This window comes from Flavobacterium sp., assembly GCF_043722275.1.
GTDB lineage: Bacteria > Bacteroidota > Bacteroidia > Flavobacteriales > Flavobacteriaceae > Flavobacterium.
The window spans coordinates 35,291-61,382 of sequence record NZ_JAYSPC010000043.1; the positions used below are offsets into that span (position 1 = coordinate 35,291).

General features: G+C 34.0%; 18 protein-coding genes. 10 read left to right on the forward strand and 8 right to left on the reverse strand.

Annotated elements, in window-relative coordinates; translation table 11 throughout:
• Nucleotides 1–32 precede the first annotated feature (32 nt).
• Both ACHZDT_RS05590 and ACHZDT_RS05595 read right to left on the reverse strand, forming a co-directional pair.
• A complete protein-coding gene (locus ACHZDT_RS05590) occupies nucleotides 33–1,820 on the reverse strand; it encodes a 1-deoxy-D-xylulose-5-phosphate synthase (protein WP_394773653.1) in 1,788 nt (595 codons plus the stop codon).
• A gap of 87 nt (nucleotides 1,821–1,907) precedes the next feature.
• Nucleotides 1,908–2,741: an energy transducer TonB gene (locus ACHZDT_RS05595; protein WP_394773654.1), complete on the reverse strand. Its 834-nt coding sequence runs from the start codon at nucleotides 2,739–2,741 to the stop codon at nucleotides 1,908–1,910.
• A gap of 205 nt (nucleotides 2,742–2,946) precedes the next feature.
• Here ACHZDT_RS05595 and ACHZDT_RS05600 point away from each other — a divergent pair, with 205 nt between their 5' ends.
• The 4 genes from ACHZDT_RS05600 to pbpC all read left to right on the forward strand — a co-directional run bounded on the left by ACHZDT_RS05600 (nucleotide 2,947) and on the right by pbpC (nucleotide 12,555).
• Complete coding sequence (locus ACHZDT_RS05600) at nucleotides 2,947–3,390, forward strand: nucleoside deaminase (RefSeq protein ID WP_394773655.1); 444 nt, start codon at nucleotides 2,947–2,949, stop codon at nucleotides 3,388–3,390.
• Between the two features lie 179 nt (nucleotides 3,391–3,569).
• On the forward strand, nucleotides 3,570–9,254 hold the full coding sequence (locus ACHZDT_RS05605) for an alpha-2-macroglobulin (protein ID WP_394773656.1): 5,685 nt from the start codon (nucleotides 3,570–3,572) through the stop codon (nucleotides 9,252–9,254).
• 405 nt (nucleotides 9,255–9,659) lie between these two features.
• Complete coding sequence (locus ACHZDT_RS05610) at nucleotides 9,660–10,031, forward strand: hypothetical protein (protein ID WP_394773657.1); 372 nt, start codon at nucleotides 9,660–9,662, stop codon at nucleotides 10,029–10,031.
• Between the two features lie 148 nt (nucleotides 10,032–10,179).
• Nucleotides 10,180–12,555, forward strand: coding sequence for a penicillin-binding protein 1C (gene pbpC / locus ACHZDT_RS05615; RefSeq protein WP_394773658.1), 2,376 nt, complete (start codon nucleotides 10,180–10,182; stop codon nucleotides 12,553–12,555).
• A 12-nt stretch (nucleotides 12,556–12,567) separates the two neighbouring features.
• Here the strand turns inward: pbpC and ACHZDT_RS05620 are convergent, their stop codons facing one another.
• From ACHZDT_RS05620 to ACHZDT_RS05630, 3 genes are all read right to left on the reverse strand, one after another.
• Nucleotides 12,568–13,227, reverse strand: a complete 660-nt coding sequence (locus tag ACHZDT_RS05620; protein WP_394773659.1) for a hypothetical protein — start codon at nucleotides 13,225–13,227, stop codon at nucleotides 12,568–12,570.
• A gap of 428 nt (nucleotides 13,228–13,655) precedes the next feature.
• Complete coding sequence (locus ACHZDT_RS05625; protein WP_394773660.1) at nucleotides 13,656–15,200, reverse strand: Rne/Rng family ribonuclease; 1,545 nt, start codon at nucleotides 15,198–15,200, stop codon at nucleotides 13,656–13,658.
• A gap of 393 nt (nucleotides 15,201–15,593) precedes the next feature.
• Complete coding sequence (locus tag ACHZDT_RS05630) at nucleotides 15,594–15,884, reverse strand: HU family DNA-binding protein (protein ID WP_007805026.1); 291 nt, start codon at nucleotides 15,882–15,884, stop codon at nucleotides 15,594–15,596.
• Between the two features lie 140 nt (nucleotides 15,885–16,024).
• On the opposite strand from ACHZDT_RS05630, the gene mutY reads away from it, so the two are divergent.
• Genes mutY through gldD form a run of 4 tightly spaced genes read left to right on the forward strand, consistent with a single transcriptional unit; the run spans nucleotide 16,025 to nucleotide 19,427 of the window.
• Nucleotides 16,025–17,071: an A/G-specific adenine glycosylase gene (gene mutY, locus ACHZDT_RS05635; RefSeq protein WP_394773661.1), complete on the forward strand. Its 1,047-nt coding sequence runs from the start codon at nucleotides 16,025–16,027 to the stop codon at nucleotides 17,069–17,071.
• Nucleotides 17,072–17,109: 38 nt separating this feature from the next.
• Complete coding sequence (locus tag ACHZDT_RS05640; RefSeq protein WP_394773662.1) at nucleotides 17,110–17,550, forward strand: single-stranded DNA-binding protein; 441 nt, start codon at nucleotides 17,110–17,112, stop codon at nucleotides 17,548–17,550.
• Between the two features lie 23 nt (nucleotides 17,551–17,573).
• Nucleotides 17,574–18,866 carry a gliding motility-associated protein GldE gene (locus ACHZDT_RS05645; protein ID WP_394773663.1) on the forward strand — a complete coding sequence of 431 codons (1,293 nt, stop codon included), beginning with the start codon at nucleotides 17,574–17,576 and terminating at the stop codon, nucleotides 18,864–18,866.
• Nucleotides 18,867–19,427: a gliding motility lipoprotein GldD gene (gene gldD, locus ACHZDT_RS05650; protein ID WP_394773664.1), complete on the forward strand. Its 561-nt coding sequence runs from the start codon at nucleotides 18,867–18,869 to the stop codon at nucleotides 19,425–19,427.
• Nucleotides 19,428–19,578: 151 nt separating this feature from the next.
• On the opposite strand, the gene ACHZDT_RS05655 is transcribed toward gldD, so the two are convergent.
• Nucleotides 19,579–19,956, reverse strand: coding sequence for a heavy-metal-associated domain-containing protein (locus tag ACHZDT_RS05655; RefSeq protein WP_394773665.1), 378 nt, complete (start codon nucleotides 19,954–19,956; stop codon nucleotides 19,579–19,581).
• Nucleotides 19,957–20,057: 101 nt separating this feature from the next.
• On the opposite strand from ACHZDT_RS05655, the gene ACHZDT_RS05660 reads away from it, so the two are divergent.
• Both ACHZDT_RS05660 and ACHZDT_RS05665 read left to right on the forward strand, forming a co-directional pair.
• Complete coding sequence (locus tag ACHZDT_RS05660) at nucleotides 20,058–20,924, forward strand: DMT family transporter (RefSeq protein WP_394773666.1); 867 nt, start codon at nucleotides 20,058–20,060, stop codon at nucleotides 20,922–20,924.
• A gap of 630 nt (nucleotides 20,925–21,554) precedes the next feature.
• Nucleotides 21,555–21,788 (forward strand): hypothetical protein, encoded by a 234-nt coding sequence (locus tag ACHZDT_RS05665; protein ID WP_394773758.1) that lies wholly within the window; start codon nucleotides 21,555–21,557, stop codon nucleotides 21,786–21,788.
• Nucleotides 21,789–22,456: 668 nt separating this feature from the next.
• On the opposite strand, the gene ACHZDT_RS05670 is transcribed toward ACHZDT_RS05665, so the two are convergent.
• Both ACHZDT_RS05670 and ACHZDT_RS05675 read right to left on the reverse strand, forming a co-directional pair.
• The gene (locus ACHZDT_RS05670; RefSeq protein WP_394773667.1) at nucleotides 22,457–24,505 is read right to left on the reverse strand and encodes a M16 family metallopeptidase; all 2,049 of its coding nucleotides are present in this window, start codon (nucleotides 24,503–24,505) and stop codon (nucleotides 22,457–22,459) included.
• An 11-nt stretch (nucleotides 24,506–24,516) separates the two neighbouring features.
• On the reverse strand, nucleotides 24,517–25,839 hold the full coding sequence (locus ACHZDT_RS05675; protein ID WP_394773668.1) for a M16 family metallopeptidase: 1,323 nt from the start codon (nucleotides 25,837–25,839) through the stop codon (nucleotides 24,517–24,519).
• Nucleotides 25,840–26,092: the final 253 nt, after the last annotated feature.

The window sequence follows — 26,092 nt, forward strand, 5'->3', positions numbered from 1 at the left end:
TGATTTCAGTTTTTTTTGGTAGTGCAAAATAATTATTTTGTCTCGTTTGAAAAAAGATTTACCAAACTTTTAACGTCTATTTTACACAATTGTTGTAGCTGAGTTACTGTTCCATGCTCAATAAATACATCCGGCACACCTAAAATTCTTACTTTATTCTTGAAATTATTTGAGGCGGAAAACTCTAAAACAGCGCTTCCAAAACCTCCATTTATAGTTCCGTCTTCGATAGTAATTATACTGTCGAAATTAGAAAAAATATCAATTAGTGTGTTGATGTCTAATGGTTTAATGAATGGAAAGTCATAATGCGCAATTGCTTCAGAATTTTCAGTTTCATTAAGAGCCAGTGTCACATTATATGCAATTGTTCCGGTAGATAAAATGGCAGTTTTTGTTCCTTCTTTTAAAAGATTTGCTTCTCCGATTTTTATTTCTTCATAATGTCCGAAATTTTCTACTTCCCAATTTGGTAAAACGCCGCGACCTCTTGGATATCGAATTGCGATAGGATGATTTAGTCCTAATTGTGCCGTATATAAAATATTTTGAAGTGCAATTTCATTAATCGGAGCGTAGATAATCATGTTAGGAATTGCCCGCAAATAAGCAATATCAAAAACCCCATGATGCGTTGCGCCATCTTCACCAACTAAACCCGCTCTGTCTAAACAAAAAATAACCGGTAAATTTTGTAAAGCCACATCATGAATCACCTGATCGTATGCGCGTTGCAGGAAAGTCGAATAAATATTGCAATACACAATCATTCCCTGAGTGGCCATTCCGGCAGCCAGCGTTACGGCGTGTTGTTCTGCGATTCCTACATCAATGGCACGTTCCGGAATTTCGTCCATCATAAATTTCAAAGAACTTCCGGATGGCATTGCAGGCGTGATTCCGATGATTTTATTGTTTTTTCGGGCTAAATCCAATATGGTTAAACCAAAAACATCCTGATATTTAGGAGGAAGATTTTCTTCAGATTTTAAATGAATTTCTCCGGTCGAAGCATCGAATTTTCCAGGAGCATGATATTTTACCTGATTTTCTTCTGCTTGTTGCAAACCTTTTCCTTTTGTGGTCACAATGTGTAGAAATTTAGGTCCTTTTATATTTTTTAATCTCTTGAGTTCCTTAATTAAAGTAGGAAGATCATGTCCGTCAATTGGTCCCGAATAATCGAAATTCAATGATTTGATCATATTATTCTGTTTCGGGTTTTTCCCGTTTTTAACAGCGGTCAGGTATTTTTTTAATGCACCTACACTTGGATCAATTCCAATAGCATTATCATTTAAAATCACTAAAACATTCGCATCTGTTACGCCGGCATGATTCAAACCTTCAAAAGCCATTCCGGATGCAATCGAAGCATCACCAATTACAGCAATATGTTGTTTGTCAAAATTGCCTTTTAATTTTGATGCAATTGCCATTCCTAATGCCGCAGAAATAGAAGTAGAGGAATGTCCCACGCCAAAAGTATCATAAATACTTTCGCTCCTTTTAGGGAAACCGGAAATACCATCTATTTGTCTGTTAGTATGAAAGTTTTCTCTCCTTTCGGTCAGGATTTTGTGTCCGTAAGCCTGATGTCCAACATCCCAAACCAATAAATCTTCGGGAGTATTAAAAACGTAATGTAAAGCAATTGTCAATTCAATTACGCCTAAACTGGATCCCAAATGCCCTTCTTTTACAGACACGACATCAATAATAAATTGCCTTAATTCTTGTGCAACTTCAGGAAGTTGCGCTTCAGAAAGTAAGCGTAAATCAGCGGGATTGTTTATGTTTGAAAGTAAGTTGCTTTTCATTGTATGGTAAAAAGCAAATTTACGGTTTTAAATTTAAATGCTTTGAACGCATGATTCAAATTATTGCTGTTTTACATTTTAAAACTTTTACTGTTTAATTGTAATCGGCAAATCGTAGGATGATCGAACAATACGATTGTTTAATTTTCCGGGAATCCAGTTTGGAGACATTTTCAAAACTCTAATAGCTTCTTCTCCTATTTCTTTTGGTGTATTTTTAACTATGTTGAAATTACTTAAACTGCCATCTTTTTCTATAACAAATAAGATGAATATTTTTCCCTGAAACTTTTCTGTTTTGTTTGGGGCGACATAATTTTTGGAGAAAAACTTATAGAAGTTTTTCATCCCATTTTCTGGAACTGGTAAAACATCTAAATCATTTGAATTATATATAATGTTATAGTTAAAACTTCCTGTTTCAATAGCATTAGCAGGAAGCAACATTCCTGTTGTCATTCCACTACTAATTTCTTTTATTTTTACTTTTTTAGATTCGATCTCATGTCCATAGCATGACGAATGAAACTCACTTTTATCTTGATTTTCTGAATTGTTAACAAGCTCGATTTTATCAATTTTATTTTTGTTTCCATCTTTATCCTGACAACTAAACAAAGTCGTTCCCATAGCAATAAACAAAGCCAGCAAAAACATTTTATGATAATTGGTTTGTATGTGTAAAACCTGCTTCGGAATCTGAATAATTAAACTTTCTAATTGTTCATTTTTAAACCTTCCACAAATTCTATTGTTTTGGTTTTGAATAAAAAAATGCTGCACTTCATTAGGTAACATGGTCGTAAAATCGACGACAGTTTTAGAACAACCCATACAAAACCGACCATTATCTTTAGGCGACATTTTATCCCAGTTTTCATTACAGGGTTCAGGAATCGTTATTTTAAAATTTCTTTCCATATTTGAATATCAGGATTTAAATGTAATAAAAAATAAATACCAAAGTCTTTAACACAATGATTTTGTTTGAAACATGAGGCGATTAATTTGTCTAATCGCCTCAAAAAATCAATTTATTTGAGGCAATTAATTTATAGAATTGCTTCAAAGATGAAAGTTGATATATTAATCAGCAAAAATTATTTCAAAACCTTATTTTTGTACTATGATAAATCCTTTCACCGACGAATATTTTATGAAGAAAGCTTTACAGGAAGCTGAAATTGCTTTTGATAAAGGCGAAATTCCTGTTGGCGCTATAATTGTTGTTGCTGACAGAGTAATTGCAAGCAGTCATAATTTAACCGAATTACTGAATGATGTTACTGCTCACGCCGAAATGCAATCCATAACTGCCGCCGCAAATTTCCTTGGCGGAAAATACCTGAAAGATTGTACGCTTTACGTTACGCTTGAACCGTGCCAGATGTGCGCAGGAGCTTTGTATTGGAGTCAGATTTCGAAAATTGTTTTTGGCGCTCGCGATGAACAACGCGGTTTCATGGTTATGGGAACAAAATTGCATCCTAAAACTACCGTGGTTTCCGGAATTATGGCAAATGAAGCTGCTGATTTAATGAAGCGGTTTTTTGCTGAAAGAAGGAAATAATCCTTTGTTTTTTAATCTCAAAAAATAATTTCATTTAGCGAATTTTCCTCTTAAACTATTTAGAAAAATACTTTACATTTACTACAACATAATTGACAAACCACTAATTATGATTTGACTGTGAAAAGTTAAAACGTGCTGTCAATTTTGAATTTGTAACCTAATAACTCTAAATAAAAGTGAAAGCAAAAGGATTAGTTCTCGTGTTTTGTGTGTTTTTTATTTTTCAATCTTGCGGTAGAAAATCAGCTGCCGACTTCAATTCGAATTTTTCACTATTTAAAGAGTATATAGTCAGTTTTACGGGTGGAATTGTCTCTTCGGAATCTGATATTCGGGTGGTTTTGGCTTTCGATAAAAAAGACTGGAAAGTCAATCAGGTTTTAGACAGCGATTTGCTTGATATTTCGCCAAGTGTCGACGGAAAAGTGGTAGCACTTTCCAGCAATACGCTTGCTTTTATTCCTGAAAAAAAATTAAAACCCGGAACAGAATATCAGGTTACTTTAAACTTAGATAAACTAATCACGATTCCGAAAGAGAAAGAAAAAGAACTTTCAAAATTCAACTTCACGGTTAAAACAATCAAACAGGATTTTACTATCAATACGGCAGATATTCAGTCGTATAGTAAAGAATATCAATATTTAAATTGCGTGTTGAAAACAGCAGATAATATCGATATTGAAACCGCTATAAAACTAGTTTCGGCAAATCAAAAAGGAAATAATCTTAAAATAAAATTCGAGAAAAAATCAGGTTCTGCTAAAGAATTCAATTTTATAATCGATAGTATTCAGCGTTATAATGAAGCATCAAATATTGAAATTGAATATGACGGCAGCGATGTTGATATCGATCAGAAAGGACAATTAGATTATGCGATTTCAAGCATAAACGAATTTAAAATTGTAAAAGTTGATGTTCCGGAAGGAAGCAATCAGTCGGTGTTAATTAATTTCTCAGAACCATTAGAAAAAGGACAGGATTTTAAAGGTTTAGTTTCGATTCAGAACACGAATAACCTGAAATTTTCGACTCAGGGAAATGTATTAAAAGTCTATTTTTCTAATGAAGCCGTGGCTAAAAAAGAAGTTCCTGCTCCGGTTGTAGTTGAAGAAGAAACGGCAGCTATTACGCCAGATTCAACTACAATTACGGTAGATTCTGCCGCTGTTGCAGTAGATACTGTTTCTGAAGAAATAGTTGAAGTTGTTCCGGATGAAGAACCTGCAACTGTTATAACGGGTGAATTACTGCTGGAAGTTTTTGAGGGAATCGAAAGCCAATATGGCAAAAAAATGGATGCGAATTATACCGAGAAAATTACTTTTGACCAAATAAAACCAAGCGTTCGATTTATTAAAAACGGAACAATCCTGCCAAGTTCAAACAATTTAAAGCTGAATTTTGAAGCGGTAAATTTAAGTGCCGTTGATGTAAAAGTATATAAGATTTACAAAAATAATATTCTTCAGTTTCTTCAATATAATCAGTTAAACGGAAGTCAGAACCTTAAAAAAGTCGGTCAGCCAATTGCCAAAACAACGCTTAAATTAAATGAAAGCAGTTTAATTAATCCTGGTAAATGGAATACGTTTGCATTGGATTTATCTAAAATAATTACGCCGGAACCAGGAGCAATTTACAGAGTAGAATTTGTATATAAAAAGAAATATTCATTGTACAAATGTGAAACATCAGACGCAGATGAAAATGAGGAAGATGAGGAAGATGTTGACGAAAATGATGTAAACTACAGCGGAAACTCTTATGATGATTACGAGTCTGATTATGGCGATTATGACTGGAGAGAAAGTGAAGATCCTTGTTCAGGTTCATATTATTACAATGCAAAAATTGGAACAAATATTTTAGCAACAGATTTAGGTGTTATTGCAAAAAGAGGTGAAAATAAATCATACTTATTTGCAGTAAATAATATAGTTACAACAGAACCAGTCTCAAATGCAAGAGTGGATTTGTATACTTTTCAGCAGCAAAAAATAACAACTGCGGCTACAAATAGCGAAGGAATTGCTACTTTTCAATTAGATAAATTCGCCTATTTTGCAATTGTTACTTTAGGAGATCAATCAACTTACGTGAAGCTTGATGACGGACTTTCTTTATCGGTAAGTAATTTTGATGTTTCGGGCGAAACTTTACAAAAAGGTCTCAAAGGATTTATTTATGGAGAACGTGGCGTTTGGCGTCCGGGAGATAATTTGTATTTGTCGTTTATACTAAATGATGCTTCGAATAAACTTCCAAAATCTCATCCAATTAAATTTAGACTGAATGATCCAAACGGAAAAACAACCTATCAGACAATTCAGAAAACGAACGATTTAAATCATTATTCGTTTATAGTTCCAACAAGTGCAGATGCGCCAACAGGAAATTGGGAAGCGATGATAAGTGTTGGTGGTGCTAAGTTTTATAAAAGCATTAAAATTGAAACGATCAAACCGAATCGTTTAAAAATTAAAAATAATTTCTCAAGAAAAACTCTTTCATCATCTTATCCTAATACTAGTAATCTTGAAGTTACGTGGCTTCACGGTGCAATTGCTAAAAATTTGAATGTAGAAATGCAGGCTAAATTTTCACAGCAAACAACTACTTTTAAAGGATATGACAAATTTACTTTTGATGATTTAGTACGCAAATTTAGTACAGAAGAAATCAATATTTTCTCCGGAAAATTAAATGAAAGCGGAAAAGCAACAGTAAACATTGAACCAAAATTACAAGGTCAGGCGCCGGGAATGCTTCGCGCAGCATTTATTACAAAAGTGTATGAAGAAGGAGGAGATTTTAGTACAGATGTAATTTCGACTACTTATTCGCCATATAAAACATATGTGGGTATAAAAGCTCCGGAACCTAATAAATACGGAATGCTGGAAACCAGAACAAACAACCGTTTTGATATTGTCACGGTTGATGAAAACGGAAGACCAAAAGCAGTTAGGGATCTGGAAGTAAAAGTGTTTAAAGTAGATTGGCGCTGGTGGTGGGATTCATCAAGTGATAATTTATCAAATTATAATTCTTCGGATGCCACGACATCGTATAAAACCTACGTAATCAACACAGATTCAAACGGAAAAGGAAGTATCCAGTTTACTTTATCTGATGAAGAATGGGGACGTTATTTAGTTCGCGTTGCAGATGGTACAGATGGTCATGCAACTGCATTAACCGTAAATATCGATTGGCCAATATGGTCTGGAAAAACGCGTAATCGAGATGCTTCGACAGCGAATATGTTGGTATTTTCTACCGATAAAAAGAATTATGCTGTTGGAGAAAAAGCTCAGATATCTTTTCCTTCAAGTGAAGGCGGGCGCGCTTTAATTTCTATCGAAAACGGATCAAAAGTAGTACAAACGCTTTGGGCTAAAACAAAACAAGGAGAAACAAAAGTAGAGATTCCAATCACAGCGGCAATGGCGCCAAATGTGTATTTTAATATTACGCTTTTACAGCCACACGCTTCTACTAAAAACGATTCGCCAATTCGTATGTACGGAATTGTTCCAATTGAAGTTGTGGACAAAAACACCATTCTTGCGCCAACGCTTTCAATGCCTGATGTTCTAAAACCTGAGCAAACGTTTACTGTAAAAGTAGGCGAGAAAACAGGTAAAGAAATGACGTATACAATTGCGGTTGTTGATGAAGGTTTACTGGATTTAACCGGTTTTAAAACACCAAATGCCTGGGATAGTTTTTATGTTCGTGAAGCTTTGGGCGTTAAAACATGGGATATTTATGATGATGTAATTGGAGCGTACGGCGGAAAAATAAATCAGATTTTCAGTATTGGTGGAGATCAGGATTTAGGCGGAGGAAAAGCCAAAAAAGCCAATCGTTTTAAACCAGTCGTATTATATTACGGACCTTATAAATTAGAAAAAGGAGAAACAAAATCACATCAGTTGAAACTGCCAAAATATATTGGTTCTGTCAGAACTATGATTGTTGCAGGAGATGCAAATACAAGCGCTTACGGAAGTGTAGAAAAAGCTACGCCGGTTCGTAGTCCGTTGATGGTATTGGCTTCATTGCCACGAAAAATTTCGCCATCAGAAAAAGTGACGATTCCGGTAACGGTTTTTGCAACTGAAAGCAAGATTAAAAATGTTTCGATTCAGATAAAAACAAGTGCCGGATTAAAAGTAATGGGAAGCGCAACTCAAAGATTGACTTTTTCGGAGCCTGATGAAAAAATGGCATATTTTAATTTAGTTGTCGGTTCTGCAACCGGAATTGCAAAAGTTCAGGTTATTGCCACATCTGGAAGCGAAAAATCGGTTTATGATGTCGAAATTGATATGACGAATCCTAATCCGGTGACGAATACTTATACAGATGTTATTTTACCTCCAAACAGCACAAAAACTATTTCATGGAAAACCTTTGGAGTTTCAGGAAGTAATAAGGCGAGATTAGAGGTTTCGTCAATGCCAACAATCAATTTGAACGGAAGATTACAATTCCTAATTCAATATCCGCATGGATGTGTTGAGCAAACTACTTCATCGGTTTTTCCACAATTATTTTTAAATGATGTTGTTGATTTAGATGCAAACAGAAAAGCACTTATTCAGAAGAATATTAGTGCCGGAATTACCAGATTAGGAAGTTTTCAGTTATCAAACGGTGGATTATCATACTGGCAGGGAAATACAATTGCTGATGATTGGGGAACTTCATATGCGGGACATTTCCTGATTGAAGCAGAGAAAAAAGGATATGTTTTGCCAATTAACTTCAAATCAAAATGGGTTTCATATCAACAAAAAGAATCAAAACAATGGCGTTTTGAACCAAAATATGGTAATGATTTAGCTCAGTCGTACAGATTATATACATTGGCTTTAGCCGGAAATGCCGATTTATCTTCAATGAACAGATTGCGAGAAACAAAAGGTATTTCGAACGAAAGTAAGCTTCGTTTAGCTGCGGCTTATGTTTTAGCAGGACAAAAATCAGCAGGACAAAATTTGTTATTAAGCACCAGTATCGATAATGAATCCAGCGAATACAATTATTACTATTATGGTTCAAGCGAACGAAACAGAGCAATGGCTTTAGAAACGATGTTGCTTTTAGGACAGAAACAAAAAGCATTTTCAACAGCTTCAAAATTAGCTAAGGAAATGTCTAATAACCAATGGATGAGTACGCAAACAACGGCGTATTGTTTATATGCTATGTCGAAATTTGCGGTTAGTAATGGTCCAAAAGGAATTAATATTCAGTTTAGTAAAAATGGAAAAGGCGAAACTATAAGTACTCAAAAAACAATTGCCGACAGAAGTTTGGTTGTTCAGACTGGTTCGAATAATGTGACTTTGAAAAACCTGAAAAATAACACTATTTACGTTCGTGTTCTAAATACCGGAATTTTACCTATGGGACAGGAAAATGTGATCCAAAGTGATGTTTCAGCTGATATTGTTTTCAAAAACAGAAAAGGAAGCACGATCAATGTTTCGAAAATTAGTCAGGGAACTGAATTTATTGCAGAGGTTACAATCAGAAATCAAAGAAACGAAAGTGTTCAAAATGTGGCATTATCACAAATTCTGCCATCAGGATTCGAAATTGTAAATACCCGTTTCACGGATTATGGAGATGCCACAAACAACATCGCCGATTATATTGATATTCGCGACGATCGAACTAATTTCTATTTCGGAATGAAAGCCGGAGAAACAAAAGTGTTCAGGATTTTGCTTAACGCATCTTATCTAGGGAATTATTACTTACCGGGATTGCAATGTGAGGCAATGTATGACAATACATTTCTGGCAAGAACAAAAGGATTCTGGGTTGAGGTTGTAAAATAGAATTTATATGAATAACGTATCCTAACAGGTTTCCAAAACCTGTTAGGTATTATTATTATTATTAAGAGTTAGAATAAAAAATAAGCGGATTTATTCTAACAGGTTTTAAAAACCTGTTAGAATAAATAAATAAATAAATAAATAAATAAATAAATAAATAAATAAATAAATAAATAAAGAAAGAAGGTGAAGAAGGATGTTTTTGAAGCGGGATAATATTATCATATATACAATAGAGGAAATAATAAAGAGAATATTTTTATTGAAGAAAAGAACTATAATTATTTTCTGGAAAAAGTAAAGAAATACATTTTACCCATCGCAGATATTTATGCGTATTGCTTGCTTAAGAATCATTTTCATATTGTTTTTAGGATAAAAGATAAAGTAGATTTACCTGAGAAATTGAAAGAGAAAATTCATTTACCGTTTTCAAATTTGTTTAATGCCTATTCTAAAAGTATCAATAAAGCATATAATAGAACTGGAAGTTTATTTCAAGAGCATTTACAAAGAAACAGAATAGAAGATGAAAATTATTTAAGGCAGTTAATTTTATATGTTCATTTAAATCCTGTAAAACATAAATTCACGGAAAAATTTGAAACTTATTTACATTCATCATATCGTTCCTATTTATCTGAACTAACGACTAGTATTGATAGAGATTTTATTTTAAATTTATTTGGAGGATTAGAAAATTTTAAATTCTGCCATGATGAAAGGAGAATAGTTTATCAAGGACTAGTTAATGACATTTGTTTAATGGATGAATGAAAATTCTAAAGGTTTGTTTATCCTAACAGGTTTTTAAAACCTGTTAGGTATGTTAAAGAAAAGGATATTTTTTTTAATTGGGATCGAAAAATAGATACCTAATAGGTTTTGGAAACCTGTTAGGATATGAAAAAATGATAATATTATTTTGAAAAATAAACTAATAGCGTTCTTTCAACGCATTACAAATTGGATAAAAAAGAATAAAATAAAATCAGCAATTGCATTTCTGCTCTTGCTGATTTATTATTTCTCGATACCGCGAACTTTATTTCATGAACCATATTCTACGGTTATCGAAAGTAAGGAAGGCGAATTGTTAGGAGCAAAAATTGCCAGAGACGGACAATGGCGTTTTCCTGCGCAAGACAGTGTGCCTGATAAATTCAAGAAATGTATTGTTTATTTTGAAGACGAATATTTCTATAAGCATCCTGGTTTTAATCCTGTTGCAATGGTAAATGCAATCAAGCAAAATAGGAAAGCAGGAAAAGTAGTCAGAGGAGGAAGCACATTAACGCAACAAGTTATCCGGTTATCCCGAAAAGGAAAAGGAAGAACTTATTTCGAAAAATTTATCGAAATTATCTTAGCAACACGATTAGAATTAGGATATTCTAAAGATGAAATTCTCGAATTGTACGCATCTCATGCACCTTTTGGAGGAAATGTAGTTGGACTTGAAATGGCGGCGTGGCGATATTTTGGCGTACAATCTAATCAGTTATCGTGGGCTGAAAATGCGACTTTGGCAGTTTTGCCAAATGCGCCAAGTTTGATTTATCCGGGAAAAAATCAGATTAAGTTATTGAACAAGCGAAACCGACTTTTGCTAAAATTACATAAGGAAGGCATAATCGATCAGCAAACCTATGAACTTGCCGTTGAAGAACCATTACCTCAAAAGCCTTATGATTTACCTCAAATTGCACCACATTTATTGCAACGAGTAGCAAAAGACGAAGAAGGAACGCGCGTGAAAACGACTATAGATTATGCTTTGCAAAATAGAGTAAACCAAATTGCAAAATATTATTATAATCAGTACAAACAGAATGAAGTCAATAACTTAGCGATTTTGGTAATTGATGTTTCAAATCGAAATGTAATGAGTTACGTTGGTAATGCGCCAACAGATAAAGACCATCAAAAAGATGTTGATATTATTGATGCACCAAGAAGTACCGGAAGTATTTTGAAACCCTTGTTATATGCTGGAATGCTAGATGATGGCGAAATCTTGCCTAATACCTTAGTGGCTGATATTCCAACGCAAATTGCGGGTTATACACCGCAAAATTTTAATCTTACGTTTGATGGAGCTGTTCCGGCGCATCGTGCTTTGTCAAGGTCGTTAAATATTCCCGCAGTTTTGATGTTGCAGGATTTTGGTGTAAATAAATTCTATGAAGAATTACAAAAGTTTAAATTAAGAGATATTAATAAAACGCCGGATCATTACGGATTATCACTTATTTTAGGTGGAGCCGAAAGTAATTTATGGGATTTGTGCCGAACGTATGCTAATTTGTCTTCTACGCTAAATTATTATACTACAAATAATGCAAAATACCGAACTAAAGAATTTAGCGAACTTAATTACAGAAATAATTTTGAACCTGATTTTGGCTCTGAAACAGATCAGAAAAATATATTGGGCGCAGGATCAATTTGGTTGACGTATAATGCAATGGAAGAAGTAAACCGACCGGAAGGAGATGAAGCCTGGAAGTTTTATGACAGTTCATTGAAAATTGCCTGGAAAACCGGAACCAGTTTCGGAAATCGGGATGCGTGGGCGATTGGAACAAATTCAAAATATGTAGTAGGAATTTGGGTAGGAAATGCGACAGGCGAGGGAAGGCCAACTTTGACCGGCGTTACAAGTGCAGCGCCTATTTTATTTGATGTTTTTAATTTATTGCCGCGACAAAGGTGGTTTCAAACGCCTTACAAGGATTTAGATGAAGTTGAGGTTTGTCGTTTAAGTGGTTATTTGGCTAAAGACGGTTGTCCGAAAATCAAACAATGGGTTGCTAAAAAAGGAAAATCCACGGCGGTTTGTCCGTATCATAAAACGGTGCATTTAGATAAAACACAACAATTTCAGGTCAATAGCAGTTGCGAAAGTATTGATAATATAGTAACAAAAAATTGGTTTGTTTTACCTCCCGTAATGGCTTGGTATTACAAAAGCCAACATATTGAGTATTTGCCTTTGCCTCCGTTTAAAGAAGATTGTCAGGGAACGCAAACTACAAGTATGGACTTTATTTACCCGAAAACGAACAGTAAAATCTATTTAACGAAGAATTTTAATAGTGAAGTTCAGCCTGTGATTTTAAAAGTTGCGTATTCAGAACGTGATCGTGAATTGTTCTGGTATGTTGATAATGTTTATAAGGCAACAACAAAAACGTTTCATGAATTGCCAATTACGCCAACTTCTGGAATACATTATATTACGGTTGTAGATGCTTTTGGGAATGAAATCAGGAGAAAAATTGAAATTGTTAGGGAATAAATGCAAATTAGATTACATAATTCTGATTTGAGTATATACTTTTTGATTGCTTGAAAACCTGAAAGTAGCTCCAAAAGTAAATCCTTTAATTACAGGAATTTTATCATTATTAAATGGCTGTGAATAGCCGAAACCTAAATCTAAAACATTCAAAACCGTCATTCCCGCTAAGCCATATGCGTGTTTATCTGAAACTCCAGCTTTAACAAATAAGAACTTTGCTGTATTATAGGATAAATGCAAATCCGGCAAACCGTAGTAATTGTCGTTATAAGATGTTATTCCGAAACCTAATCCTAAAAATAGTTTGTTTTTGTTTTCACAATCCAGACAAAATTCTAATCCTCCTATAAATTGGCTTTTTGTTGCAATTTTATAATCTAAATAAAGAATGGGCAATTTTGGAAATTCAAATTTACTTTTATTATTCTCTTTATAATTGAAATCTCTTGAATCCAAAAGAGTGTTGTTTTCATTGTACCATTTTGCATTTCCTACCAGATATTCGCCTTCCTTATCTTTAGAAAAACCTTCGAACTGGAGTTTATTAGTTTTCATGTAATAATCATTTATAACGTAAAGAGAATCTAAAGACTTGATATTATATCCTACCGCTTTTTTGGTTTTAATTTTTAAAGGCTTAATTCTGTAAAAAACAGCAGAATTTTCCATGGTATCTTTCCAATTTTGATCAAAATAAATAGTGTCATTTTGAGCCGAGGATTTAATTGTAAAGAAGGCTAAAATTAGAAGTAAATAATAGTGTTTCTTTTTAAAATTGAGCTGAGATATATTTAATAGCATTCTTTTTACAGGTATATAATTTTTATCAAATGTAAGAAAGTATTTAAGAACAAAGTTTATATAATTTAATCTTGAAAACTGATGCCTAGCCCAGATAGAAGTGGAAATCCTTTTGTTTTTTTCTTTAAAAAATAAAAGATTGAACGGATAGCTGGAATTAGCTCCTAATAAAAAATGTTTAACCACAAATTACACAGATTTCCCTAAATATTCATGTTCATTTGCGCAATTCGTGGCGAAAAAATAAAAAATGGGCATAAAAAAACCGCCAATCTTTTGAGAGGCGGTTTTGATTTTTATTCTAAAATAACATTTCCTTTTTTATCGTAGAAATGATATTCTAAGTACGTGTAAGCGTCACGAGGTATGATTTTCACCCATTTCTTATGCTCAAAAAACCATTTTGAACGTAATGATGGAAAACCTTGACTGAGGTATGCAGCCACAAACGGATGTACATTAAGTACAACGCCCTTGTGGATTTTTAAAACTCTTTCTAAATCAGATGTGATTCTGTCAATGATCAAAATTGGCGCTTCAATTTCGCCATGTTCATTGTTTGGATCTTCTTCTCTAGTTTTAATATTAACTTCGGGTCTTACGCGTTGTCTGGTAATTTGAACTAAGCCAAATTTACTAGGCGGTAAGATTTTATGCTTTGCTTTATCGTCGCTCATTTCTTCTCGCAAGAAGTCGAACAGGACCTTCCTGTTTTCAGGATTAGACATATCGATAAAATCAACTACGATTATCCCGCCCATATCACGCAAACGAAGTTGTCTGGCAATTTCAGCGGCTGCAATCATATTCACTTCCATGGCTGTATCTTCCTGATTGGTAGCCTTATTTGAACGGTTTCCGCTATTTACGTCTATAACGTGAAGAGCTTCAGTGTGTTCAATAATAAGATATGCGCCTTTACTCATGGAAACTGTACGTCCAAATGAAGTCTTGATTTGTCTCTCTATATTGTATTTCTCGAAAATTGGAGTATCATTTGATTGATAAAACTTAACAATCGATTGTTTTGAAGGTGCAATTTCTTGCAGATATTCCTTCGTTTGGTGGAACAACTCTTCGTCATCTATCTGGATACCACTAAAGGTATCATTGAATACATCTCTTAATATTGAGGAAGCTCTGTTGAGTTCTCCCAATACTTTTGAAGGATGATGAGCAGTTGGTAATTTTTTACACATTGCAGTCCATCTGCTAAGCAGGTTCTGCAAATCTTTTTCTAATTCGGCTACGTTTTTGCCTTCGGCTACTGTGCGAACAATAACACCAAATCCTTTTGGTTTGATAGATAGAACAAGTTTTTTTAGACGATCCTTTTCCTTTTTGTCTTCTATTTTTTGAGAAATAGAAACGCGGTCAGAAAACGGAACGAGAACAATAAATCTTCCTGCCAATGAAAGCTCAGCGCTTATTCTTGGACCTTTGGTAGATATAGGTTCTTTTACAACTTGAACTAAAACAGATTGATTGGCACTTAAAATATCAGTAATGATGCCATCTTTGTCAATCTCTTTTTCAAACTGAAAGGTTTTTAGGGAGAAATCTTTTATTTTACCTGCGCTTACAAGTTTTATGAATTTCAGTTGGGAAGCTAAGTTAGGTCCTAAATCGTGATAATGTAAAAAGGCATCTTTTTCGAAGCCTACATTTACAAAAGCAGCATTAAGTCCAGCAACGGGTTTTCGTATTTTGGCAATAAAAATATCACCAACCTGAAATTTGCTTTTCTCTTCTTCCTTGTGTAATTCAATTAGTTTTCCATCTTTTAATAAGGCAAAATCTACGGCTTCAGAACTAGATCTAATGATTAATTCTTTATTCACACTGTAAATTTTTATCCAGACTTTTAGTTTCAGGTTTTTAAGTTTCAAGTTTCAGTTTTTACAACTCATAACTCATAACTTATAACTCATAACTGAATTGTAAGGATGGATTAAACAATATTTTTTTAACAGGTATTGAACCCGGGGAAAAGAAGATTAATAGAGCAAAGATTTGAGAGTATAGATTTTACGTCTATAGTCTGTTTTCTTTTCTCTTTTATCTTTTTTCAATTTCAATGAACGTTTAAAAAGAAAAAAGTAGTTTAAAACTACTTTTTCTTTTTGTGACGGTTAGCTCTCGCTCTTTTTTTTCTTTTGTGCGTAGCTACCTTATGTCTCTTTCTTTTTTTACCACTTGGCATATCGTGTCGATTTTATGATTAATTAATAGTATTATTTTGCTTCGTTATTCGTTTTTACTCCTTCTACAAAAACTTTTGCAGGTTTGAATGCAGGAATGTTGTGTGCTGGAATTTTGATAGTGGTGTTTTTAGAAATGTTTCTACCTGTTTTTTCAGCTCTTGTTTTTACGATAAAACTTCCAAAACCTCTTAGGTAAACATTGTCTCCAGTTTCTAATGAAGTTTTAACTTCTTCCATAAAAGTTTCTACTGTTGCTTGAACATCTCCTTTTTCAAGACCTAGTTTCTCTGAAATTTTCGCTACGATATCTGCTTTCGTCATTTTCTTTCCTATTTTATTTTATAAATGGTGTACTATTTTTTTGAGTTTGCAAATATAGGAATTAAAAAAATAATTAATCAAGCTAATTCGTTAAATTTTAATTACATAAACATTTACTTTTGTATTCTAAGTATTTTGCTATGAATTTTCCTAACATATTGATAAAATGGTATTTACAAAACAAACGTGATTTACCATGGCGAAAAACCACCAATCCTTACCATATTTGGCTATCAGAAATAATGTTGCAACAGACTAGAGTTGCGCAGGGAACGCCTTATTTTTTCTCTTTTACAAAGGAATTTCCTACTGTATTTGATCTTGCAAATGCCTCAGAAGAGCAGGTTTTGAAACTTTGGCAGGGTTTAGGATACTATTCCCGCGCTAGAAATTTGCATAAAACGTCGCAATATGTCGCAAATGAGTTAAACGGAATTTTTCCTGATGCATATAAGGACTTATTAAAATTAAAAGGAGTTGGTGAATATACCGCCGCCGCAATTGCCTCTTTTTCATATAATGAAGCAGTTCCGGTTGTTGACGGAAATGTGTTTCGTGTCCTTTCCCGTTATTTTGATATCGAATCTGATATTTCGTTGCCGGCGACTAAAAAAGAATTTACGGAACTGGCTCATGAATTAATGCCAAAAGATAATCCTGCGATTTTTAATCAGGCGATTATGGAGTTTGGCGCTTTGCAATGCGTTCCTAAAAGTCCTGATTGTAGTATTTGTGTTTTTAATGATAGTTGTCTGGCGCTTCAAAAAAAGAAAGTTTCGGTTTTGCCTGTAAAGTCTAAAAAACTGAAAGTGACAGATCGTTTCTTTAATTATTTAATTTTAGAAGATCCTTTAGAAAATACTCTAATCCAGAAAAGAACCTTAAAAGGAATTTGGCACAATTTATACGAGTTTCCACTTTTGGAAACTACTGAAATTGTGGGTTTTGATGTAGTTTCAGATGCGGTTCAGAATCAAATTTTTGCATCTTATACTATATTAAGTATCGAAGAATGTAATGAAACGACCGTAATTCATAAACTTTCGCATCAACATCTTCATATTCAGTTTTGGAAAGTTAAAATTGCAGAAACAATCGAAAATGGATTGAATGCCAGTAAATTAAAGACTTTTCCGTTTCCTATTGTGATTTATAATTTTATAGAAAAGCAGGAAATAATTTGCTAAAAAAATGTATCTTTGGGATAAATACCATATAATAAACTATGAACGGAACATTAAATAAGGTTATGCTAATTGGTCATTTGGGCGACGATGTAAAAATGCACTATTTTGATGGTGGAAATTGCATCGGGCGTTTTCAGCTGGCTACAAATGAGGTTTACATCAATAAAACGACTAATGAAAAAATAACTTCTACAGAATGGCACAATTTGGTTGTACGTAATAAAGCGGCAGAAATTTGTGAAAAATACCTTTCTAAAGGAGATAAAATATATATTGAAGGACGTATAAAATCGCGTCAATGGCAGGCAGAAGACGGAACCACTAAATATACTACTGAGATTCAGGTAACCGAATTTACCTTCCTGACTACCAAAAAAGAAACTGGAAATCATAAACCATATCAGGAACCAGAACCAGCAAAAAACACTAACTTTGATGCCACAAACGAAGGTTTACCTATAAATGATTTACCTTTTTGATTGTTTAACTAATCTTTTTTAATTTGGACCCGGAGCCCAGTTTGTTTCTTAATACATTAGACATCAATTTAATAATTGGTTTTGTCGGAATATTTATTTTGCTGTTTTTATCGGCAATTGTTTCAGGTGCCGAAGTTGCACTTTTTTCTTTATCCCAAAAAGACATTGATGAAACTTTACAGGAAAATAATCCGAAAGGAAAAATCATTTCCAATCTTTTAGACAAACCCAAAAAGCTTTTAGCCACCTTATTAGTAGCCAATAATTTCTTTAATATAGGAGTTGTAATTTTATTCTCCTATATAGGACAAAATATTTTTGCCCATATAAGTTCTCCGGTTTTTAAGTTTATCCTCGAAATAATCCTGGTTACTTTCCTGATTTTATTATTTGGCGAAGTTTTACCTAAAGTTTACGCCAGCCGAAACAATATAAAATTCGCAAAACGCGTTGCATATCCTATCGCAGTTTTAGATACATTACTCTCGCCAATAAGTTTGCCTATGCGAAGCGTTACGTTATATTTGCACAATAAATTGGGGAAACAAAAAAATAGTTTTTCAATAAATCAGCTTTCGCAAGCGTTAGAACTTACAGATTCTGAAGGAACATCAAGCGAAGAACAAAAAATTCTGGAAGGAATTGTTTCTTTTGGAAACACCGATACAAAACAAGTAATGAGCCCGCGGATTGATATTTTTGCATTAGAAATATCAGAATCATTTGGAACAATTTGCCCTAAAATAATTGAAAAAGGATTTTCAAGAATTCCGGTTTATCGCGATAATATTGATCAGATTGAAGGCGTTTTGTTCGTTAAGGATTTATTGCCACATATTGATAAAGAAGAGTTTGATTGGTCATTATTAATAAGAGAAGCTTTTTTTGTTCCTGAAAATAAAAAACTTGATAATTTATTAAAGGATTTCCAGAGCCTTAAAAGTCATCTTGCGATTGTGGTTGATGAATATGGCGGAACTTCCGGATTAGTATCTTTAGAGGATGTTATTGAGGAAATAGTAGGAGATATAAGCGATGAGTTTGATGATGAAAATTTGAATTATTCTCAAATAGATGAAAAGAACTTTCTGTTTGAAGGAAAAATAAACATGAAGGATTTTTACCGAATCGTTGATGTTAACGAAGATATTTTTGAATCTCACAAAGGCGAAGCCGAAACATTAGCCGGTTTTATTTTAGAAATTCTGGGTAATTTCCCGAAAAAAGATCAAAAAATAGCTTTCGAAAACTGTATTTTCACCATAGAAACAGTTGATAAAAAGCGTGTAAAACAAATAAAAGTAACAATAGATTAAATGTTAAAAAAAGCAATTTCAATAGCAACAATTTTACTGGCATTGACTGTTTTAAGTTGTAAAGATGATGTAGTGCCAAAACCAGCAAGTTTTCTTCGTTTAGATTATCCCGTAGCAAAATATGTTAGTTTTGAGAATAATTGTCCGTTTGCTTTTGAAATGAACGAAGCTGCGGTTATCAAAGGTGAAAAAGATTGTGGATTTGCGATTACATATCCTAAAATGAAAGCCACAATTTACCTGACTTATAAACCTGTAAATGGCAATATCGAAAAATTACTTAAAGATGCTCAAAAACTAACGTATGAGCATGTTATAAAAGCCGATGATATATTAGAACAACCATATTTAAACCCGCAAAAAAAGGTATACGGAATGTTTTATCAAGTTGACGGAAACGCCGCTACAAACTCACAATTTTACGTCACAGATAGTACAAAGCATTTTATAACAGGATCTGTTTATTTTTATGCAAAACCTAATTTTGATTCCATTATGCCGGCGGCAAGTTATATCAAGAATGATATGCAAAGATTAATGGAAACATTAAAATGGAAATAAAAAAAGAAAACATAAAAAAAGGGCGTTTAGTGTTTATAAACGCCCTTTTTTATGTCTTAAAATTAAATCTTAAACCCCGATTGGTGTTGGAATTTGGACCCGAGCTTTAGCGAACAGGCGAAGCAATTTAAAAAAATTTGGAATTTAAATTTTAAGATTTAGTATTCAAAACTTTATATGTTTTTCCGTCTCCCGTTGCCTGAACAACTTTTGTAAAATTATCTTGATTTTGAACCGTTTTATCAAATACAACAGTCGCCGTTTTTTTATCAAAATCTACAGTTGCTTTTTCTACGCCGTCTAAATCAGCTAATTCTTTTTCGATTGTTTTTGCACAACCCATTGCACAAGTCATTCCTTCGATCTTGAAACTTGCAGTTTGAACATTTTCGGCAGCAATTGCTTTGTGTTCTTTTGGCGCTGTTGCTACGGATTTTATGTTAGCCAGATTTTTATCTTCTTCTTTTTTGCAGCTTACTAAAACTAAACCTGCTATTGCTAAAGTTGCTATAATCTTTGTGAATTTCATTGTATATGATTTTTAATTGATAGTTGCGTTCCTTGCAAAATTAATAAAAAGGAAGTGGTCAGTCCATAAAATTATTACAAATTTGCATCAAAATAGTATTTATGGATGCAAAGCAATTAAAGTGGGTTTATTTATTTGTGCTTTCCTTAATTTGGGGAAGTTCTTTTATTTTAATAAAAAGAGGTTTAGTTGGTTTGACAGCCCTTCAGGTGGGTTCGTTCCGAATTATTTTTGCAGCTTTATTTCTATTGATTGTTGGTTTTAAAAGCCTTAAGAAAATTTCGCGTCGTCAATGGAAATTTGTTGCCATAACATCCCTTTTTGGAACTTTTACTCCCGCGTATCTTTTCGCCATTGCCGAAACCCAAGTTGATAGTTCAATCGTTGCAATTTTAAATTCGCTTACACCTCTAAATACTTTAGTTCTTGGTATAATCGCTTTTGGAATTCAGTTTCATAAACGACAAGTTCTGGGAGTTTTTGTTGGTTTGATAGGATGTTTGCTTTTGGTTTTAAGCGGCGCATCAGCTCATCCCGGGCAAAACTATTATTATGTGGTTTTGGTTGTAATCGCCACGCTTTGTTATGCAATAAATGTCAATTTAATCAAGAAATATTTATCTGATTTAAATTCACTCAGTATTACAACAGGAAATTTTGCCGTTTTGCTTTTACCTGCATTAATTATTTTAAGTACAACAGATATTTCGCAACGAATAAATATTGACATCACGCAACATTCTATTTATTTTGTAATGATTCTGGGCGTTTTAGGAACCGGAATTGCAAATGTTATATTTTTTAAATTGATCCAAATGTCATCGCCCGTATTTGCAACATCGGTAACATATTTGATTCCGATAGTGGCATTTTTCTGGGGATTATTAGATAATGAAATGCTTACGCCAATTCAGTTTTTTGGAGCGTTTATTATTTTAATTGGCGTTTATTTATCTGCTAAGAAATAAAGTTTGTTTGTGAAATGTAATTTAGGGTTTTAATATTTTCAGGAGCTAATCCCGCTATCCGTTCCAATCTTTTATTTTTTAAAGGAAAAAACAAAAGGATTTCCACTTCTATCGGGGCTAGAGACATCATTTTCATATAGATATTTTCGTTAAGTTTGTCATCTCGACGAACATGTAGTTTTTCATTTCGACGGACATGGATTTTGTTTCATCTCGATGGACATGTAGTTTGTCATTTCGACGAAGGAGAAATCACATCAGATATTCGACAAAGATTGGCGATTTTAGGCGCGGAGTTCTAGTGTGATTTCTCCTTCGTCGAAATGACATACTTTGTGTATAAAAAAATTTACCCGCATGGTAGTTGGCGCACAGGAAACAACCGCAACGCGTATTTGAAGGCGTAGGACAGCTTAGCGATGCGGGTTTTATATTTTTCAATAATTGATGAAAATTCTTACTTATTTGAAAAGTTTTAGGTATCTTCGCGATCCTAACTGTTCAGATTATGATTATCGAAAAGCTTTTGCCCGTGCAAAATGGTGGCGTTATTGGAAACTATCGCAACGCCTTGAACAGCGTAGGACACCTAAAATGTGCGGGCTTTTATTTTCCTTAAATGTTCTAATTATGATTACAAACACGCTTTCAAAAGAAACGGAATTAAGATTGTCTGATTTTTTCAAAAATTCAATTGATCCGGAGCTTATGGCAAAAACAATTCGAAAAGTGAATTACATTCTAGCCTTAAGTATTATGCGAGATTGTGAAACTCTGGAAACAGAAAAAATAAGTCTCGAAAATGGTTTTTATTGGTTAAATGAATTAGCCGAAATTTTAAATCCTTATTTAGATGTTGAGTAATTAAACAAGAAAGGCTGTCGTAATTGACAGCCTTTCTTGCTTTATTGCCTGTCACCCGAAGCGGAGTTGCATGTCACCCTGAGCGGAGTCGAAGGGGCGATCCAATTGTAACGGGCTTCGACTCCGCTCAGCCTGACAATAGGAATAAGAAAACTTTGACAAAGCTATCTACGGTGTCACCCAGAGCGGAGTCGAAGGGCGCTCCAATTGTAACGCGGGCTTCGACTCCGCTCAGCCTGACAATAGGAATGTATAATTTTTTTTTTGACAAGGCTATCTACGGTGTCACCCAGAGCGGAGTCGAAGGGGCGATCCAATTGTAACGCGGGCTTCGACTTCGCTCAGCCTGACAATAGGAATGTATAAAAAAAAACTTTGACAAAGTTATCTACGGTGTCACCCAGAGCGGAGTCGAAGGGCGCTCCAATTGTAATGCGGACTTCGACTTCGCTCAGCCTGACAATAGGAATGTATAAAAAAAACTTTGACAAAGCTATCTACGGTGTCACCCAGAGCGGAGTCGAAGGGCGATCCAATTGTAACGCGGACTTCGACTCCGCTCAGCCTGACAAATTGAAGCGCATAAAAAAAGCTTTATCAAAGCGTTAAAACTTTGACAAAGCTTCTAAAATCTTAGAACCTTAGCAACTTAGTGCCTCAGAATCTTCCTAAAGAAAATCCTGATCAGAAACGCCTTCGTTTATCTTAATATCAGACATTTTAATATCCAATTCAAAACCAACATTCTGAACTAAGTTAAAAGGAACTTTAATGCCTTTTACCTCTTTATAATCGTTAAAGTTTGTTATTTGTGCCGATGATTTTCCGGCTTGTTCACGAACTTTAGATTCCGCTACTTTTAAGCCTGATTTCACATCGTAGAAATACGTTGTTTTTCCATCAATTATCGCATAAGCATCGTTGTTATTGATAGGTTCGATTCTGTCCACTTTTAAATCTGTTCTTTTTGCAAGTTGTAATTCTTCAAAAGGAGCAGCGTTTGCTTTCATGTCGGACAGATCTGCGCCTTCAAGGTTTTTGCGTTTTCCTTGTTGCTCGATATAAGCGCCTTTTTCGTTTACAACTTGTTTCATTAAATTCATGGTTCCCATTGCAAGCGAAACCATCATTTTTCCTTTTGAATCTAATTTAGATGTAAAAGTTAAAGGTCCCGGAGCTTGCGGAACGGTTGTGATTCCTGTCATTGATAGCGTTTTTACAGCCGAAACTGCTTTTTCTCCACCAATTGCTTTCAGGTAATTCTCGAAAACCGTTTTTGCTGTAATTCCGGCTGGGGCTTCTTTATTAGCAACAGGTTTTTCGACAGGATTTCCGTATTTATCAAAATAGGAAATCGGAATTTGTAATTTTTCTAAACCAGCAATTACATCAGAACCTTTTCCGGCAATCACAATTCGGATATTATCTAATAAAAAGTATTTATTGGCAACGCGGTAAATATCGTCAGCGGTAACATCGTTTATCGTTTGAATGTATTTTTCGTAAAAGTCAGCCGGAAGTTTTTCTGTTTCAATATTCAATGCATATCGTGCAACAGTTTGAGGCTTTTCTACCTGCATCACAAATCGCCCAATGTATCCCGCTTTTACGTTTCTTAAAACTTCCTGAGGAACTCTTTCGGTTCTGATTCTTTTAATTTCTTTTATAAATTGCACAACGGCACTATCTGTAACCGTGTTTCTAACGGCAGATGAAGCCTTGAATTTAGTTACATATTTTCCTGCTCCAATGCTTGAACTTGCGCCGTATGTCCAGGCATGTTCCTCACGTAAATTCATGTTTAAATAACTGTTGAAATCTCCTCCTAAAATTTGATTTGCAATTACGGCAGGGAAAAAATCAGGATCGCTCATTTTTAAATTCACGGTATTTACCAATGAAATTTCAGATTGAACGGCGTTTGGAACATCAACAAAATCAATTTGAAGTTTAGCAACATTCTCCGGATTTGGATAGGTATTTTTTGGAGCAGCTTGTTTTTTCCATCCGCTAAAAAGTTTTTCAACTGCTGCTTTTGTTTCCTTAAATTTAATATCGCCAATGATTACTAAATAAGCATTTTCAGGAACAAAATAAGTGGCATAATTTGCCTGAACATCGGCAAGAGTTACGTTTTTTACTGTTTCTTCTGAAATATATTCTCCTGAAGGATGATTTTTTCCAAAAGCTAAAACATCAACAACACGGCTTGCAATTGCGGGAACGCTTTTTTCATCGGCTTTAAGCCCTTCTATTAATTTTGATTTTTCTTTATCAAATTCGGTTTGAGTGAAATTAGGCTGTAAAGTACCTTCGGCTAAAAGCTCTAAAACACGTCCTGAATATTTAGAAAGTGCACTTGCATATGCTCCCGAAGATGAAAAATTAATGTTTGCTCCGTAAAAGTCAATTTCTTCATTAAAGGCTTCTTTGGTTGTTTTTTTAGTTCCGTTACCAATTAAACTGCTTGTTAATTCGTCAACGCCTTTTTTATTTCCTTCGGTAAAAGGAGGATTGTCTAAAGTTAAACTAAAACTTACTCTTGGTAATTTATGATTTTCAACTACCAAAACTTTCATGCCGTTTGCCAAAACAAAAGTTTGCGGTTTTTTGATGTTGACTACTGGCGAAGGGCCTGGTTTGGGTTGTGGACGATCTTGTGCTTGCATAATTCCGGTGAGGAATAAAAGGATTAAAAATGTATGTACTTTTTTCATGTTTCGATAGCTTAGTTTTGAACTTTAGTTGAAGGAATGTAGTCTAAAATTAAACGCTGGTTTGGGTTTAGATACTTTTTAGCTACTTCTCTAATTTCTTCTCTTGTAATGGAGTGGTAAAGATCAATTTCAGTATTAATCAGGTTTACATCTCCATAAAGCAAATAATAAGAAGCCAGATTTTCAGCAATTCCTTCAACGCTTGCATTTGCGTTCACAAAATTATTATCGAATTTATTTTGTAATTTTTCATAGTCTTTTTCAGAAATTAACTCCGTTTGAATTTTCACAATTTCTTCATCCATTTCTTTTAAAATGTCTGCTGTTGTATTGGGCGCCATTGGCAAACCATATAAAATGTACATTCCGTAATCTTCCTGACTAAAACCCACCGCTCCAATTTGAAGCGCCATTTTTTTATCGTCAACTATTTTTTTGTACAATTTTGAACTTTTCCCATCACTTAAATAAGACGAGATTAAATCTAAAACTCTCGCATCTCTTGTTTTCATTGAAGGAGTTCTGTAAGAAGCAACGATCATCGGAATCTGAATATTCGGATCTTCGTAAGTTGCTTTTATAGTTTTATTAATTGGTTCTTCAACAAAAGTTTGTTTTTTTACATCTTCTCCACGTGGAATTGGAGCAAAATATTTCTGAATCCATTCTTTGGTTTTAGCTTTGTCAAAATCTCCGGCAACAACTAAAACAGCATTATTTGGCGTATAGAATTTTTTATTAAAAGCCTGAAATTCTTCCAGAGTTGCAGCATCCAGATCTTTCATAGAACCAATAGTGGTCCAACGATATGGGTGATTTTTAAACATGTTTTCTTTTACAACCGGCAAGATATTTCCGTAAGGCTGATTGTCGTAACGCATTCTTTTTTCTTCTTTTACAACTTCATTTTGTGTGTCAACGCCAATTTTATTGATAATTGGGTGCATCAATCTTTCAGATTCCATCCATAAACCAAGTTCCAGACTGTTTGACGGGAAAACTTCATAATAATAAGTTCTGTCATCAGATGTATTAGCGTTATTTACTCCGCCATTTGCAGTAACGATTTTCATCCATTCGCCACGTTTTATATTTTGAGTTCCTTCAAATAATAAATGTTCAAAGAAATGTGCAAAACCAGTTCGGTCAGGACGCTCATCTTTTGATCCCACATGATACATTACTGAGGTTATGACAACCGGAGCCGATGGATCATTGTGTAAAATAACATGCATGCCGTTATCTAAATTATATTCTTCAAAAGCTACCTTTTGAGCATGAGCCACTCCGCCGAGCATTAGTGCTGCACTTAACATCATTATTGAATTTTTCATAAAGATTAATAAATTTATATTTACCTAATATGTAGGTAGCCAAGAGTTGATTATCGTTACACCAAAAATAACTTTTTTTAATGATGAATTAATGTTTAAGTGCTATTTTGGTGATACTTTAACAGTGTTTTTGGGGTAAATGTTTCTTTTTGAATGACGAAATGCCTTGAAAAACAGACTTTAAAAGGAAATAAATATTTTTAGAATAAGAGATTGCATACTAAATTATTAATTGTATATTTGCAACCTTAAA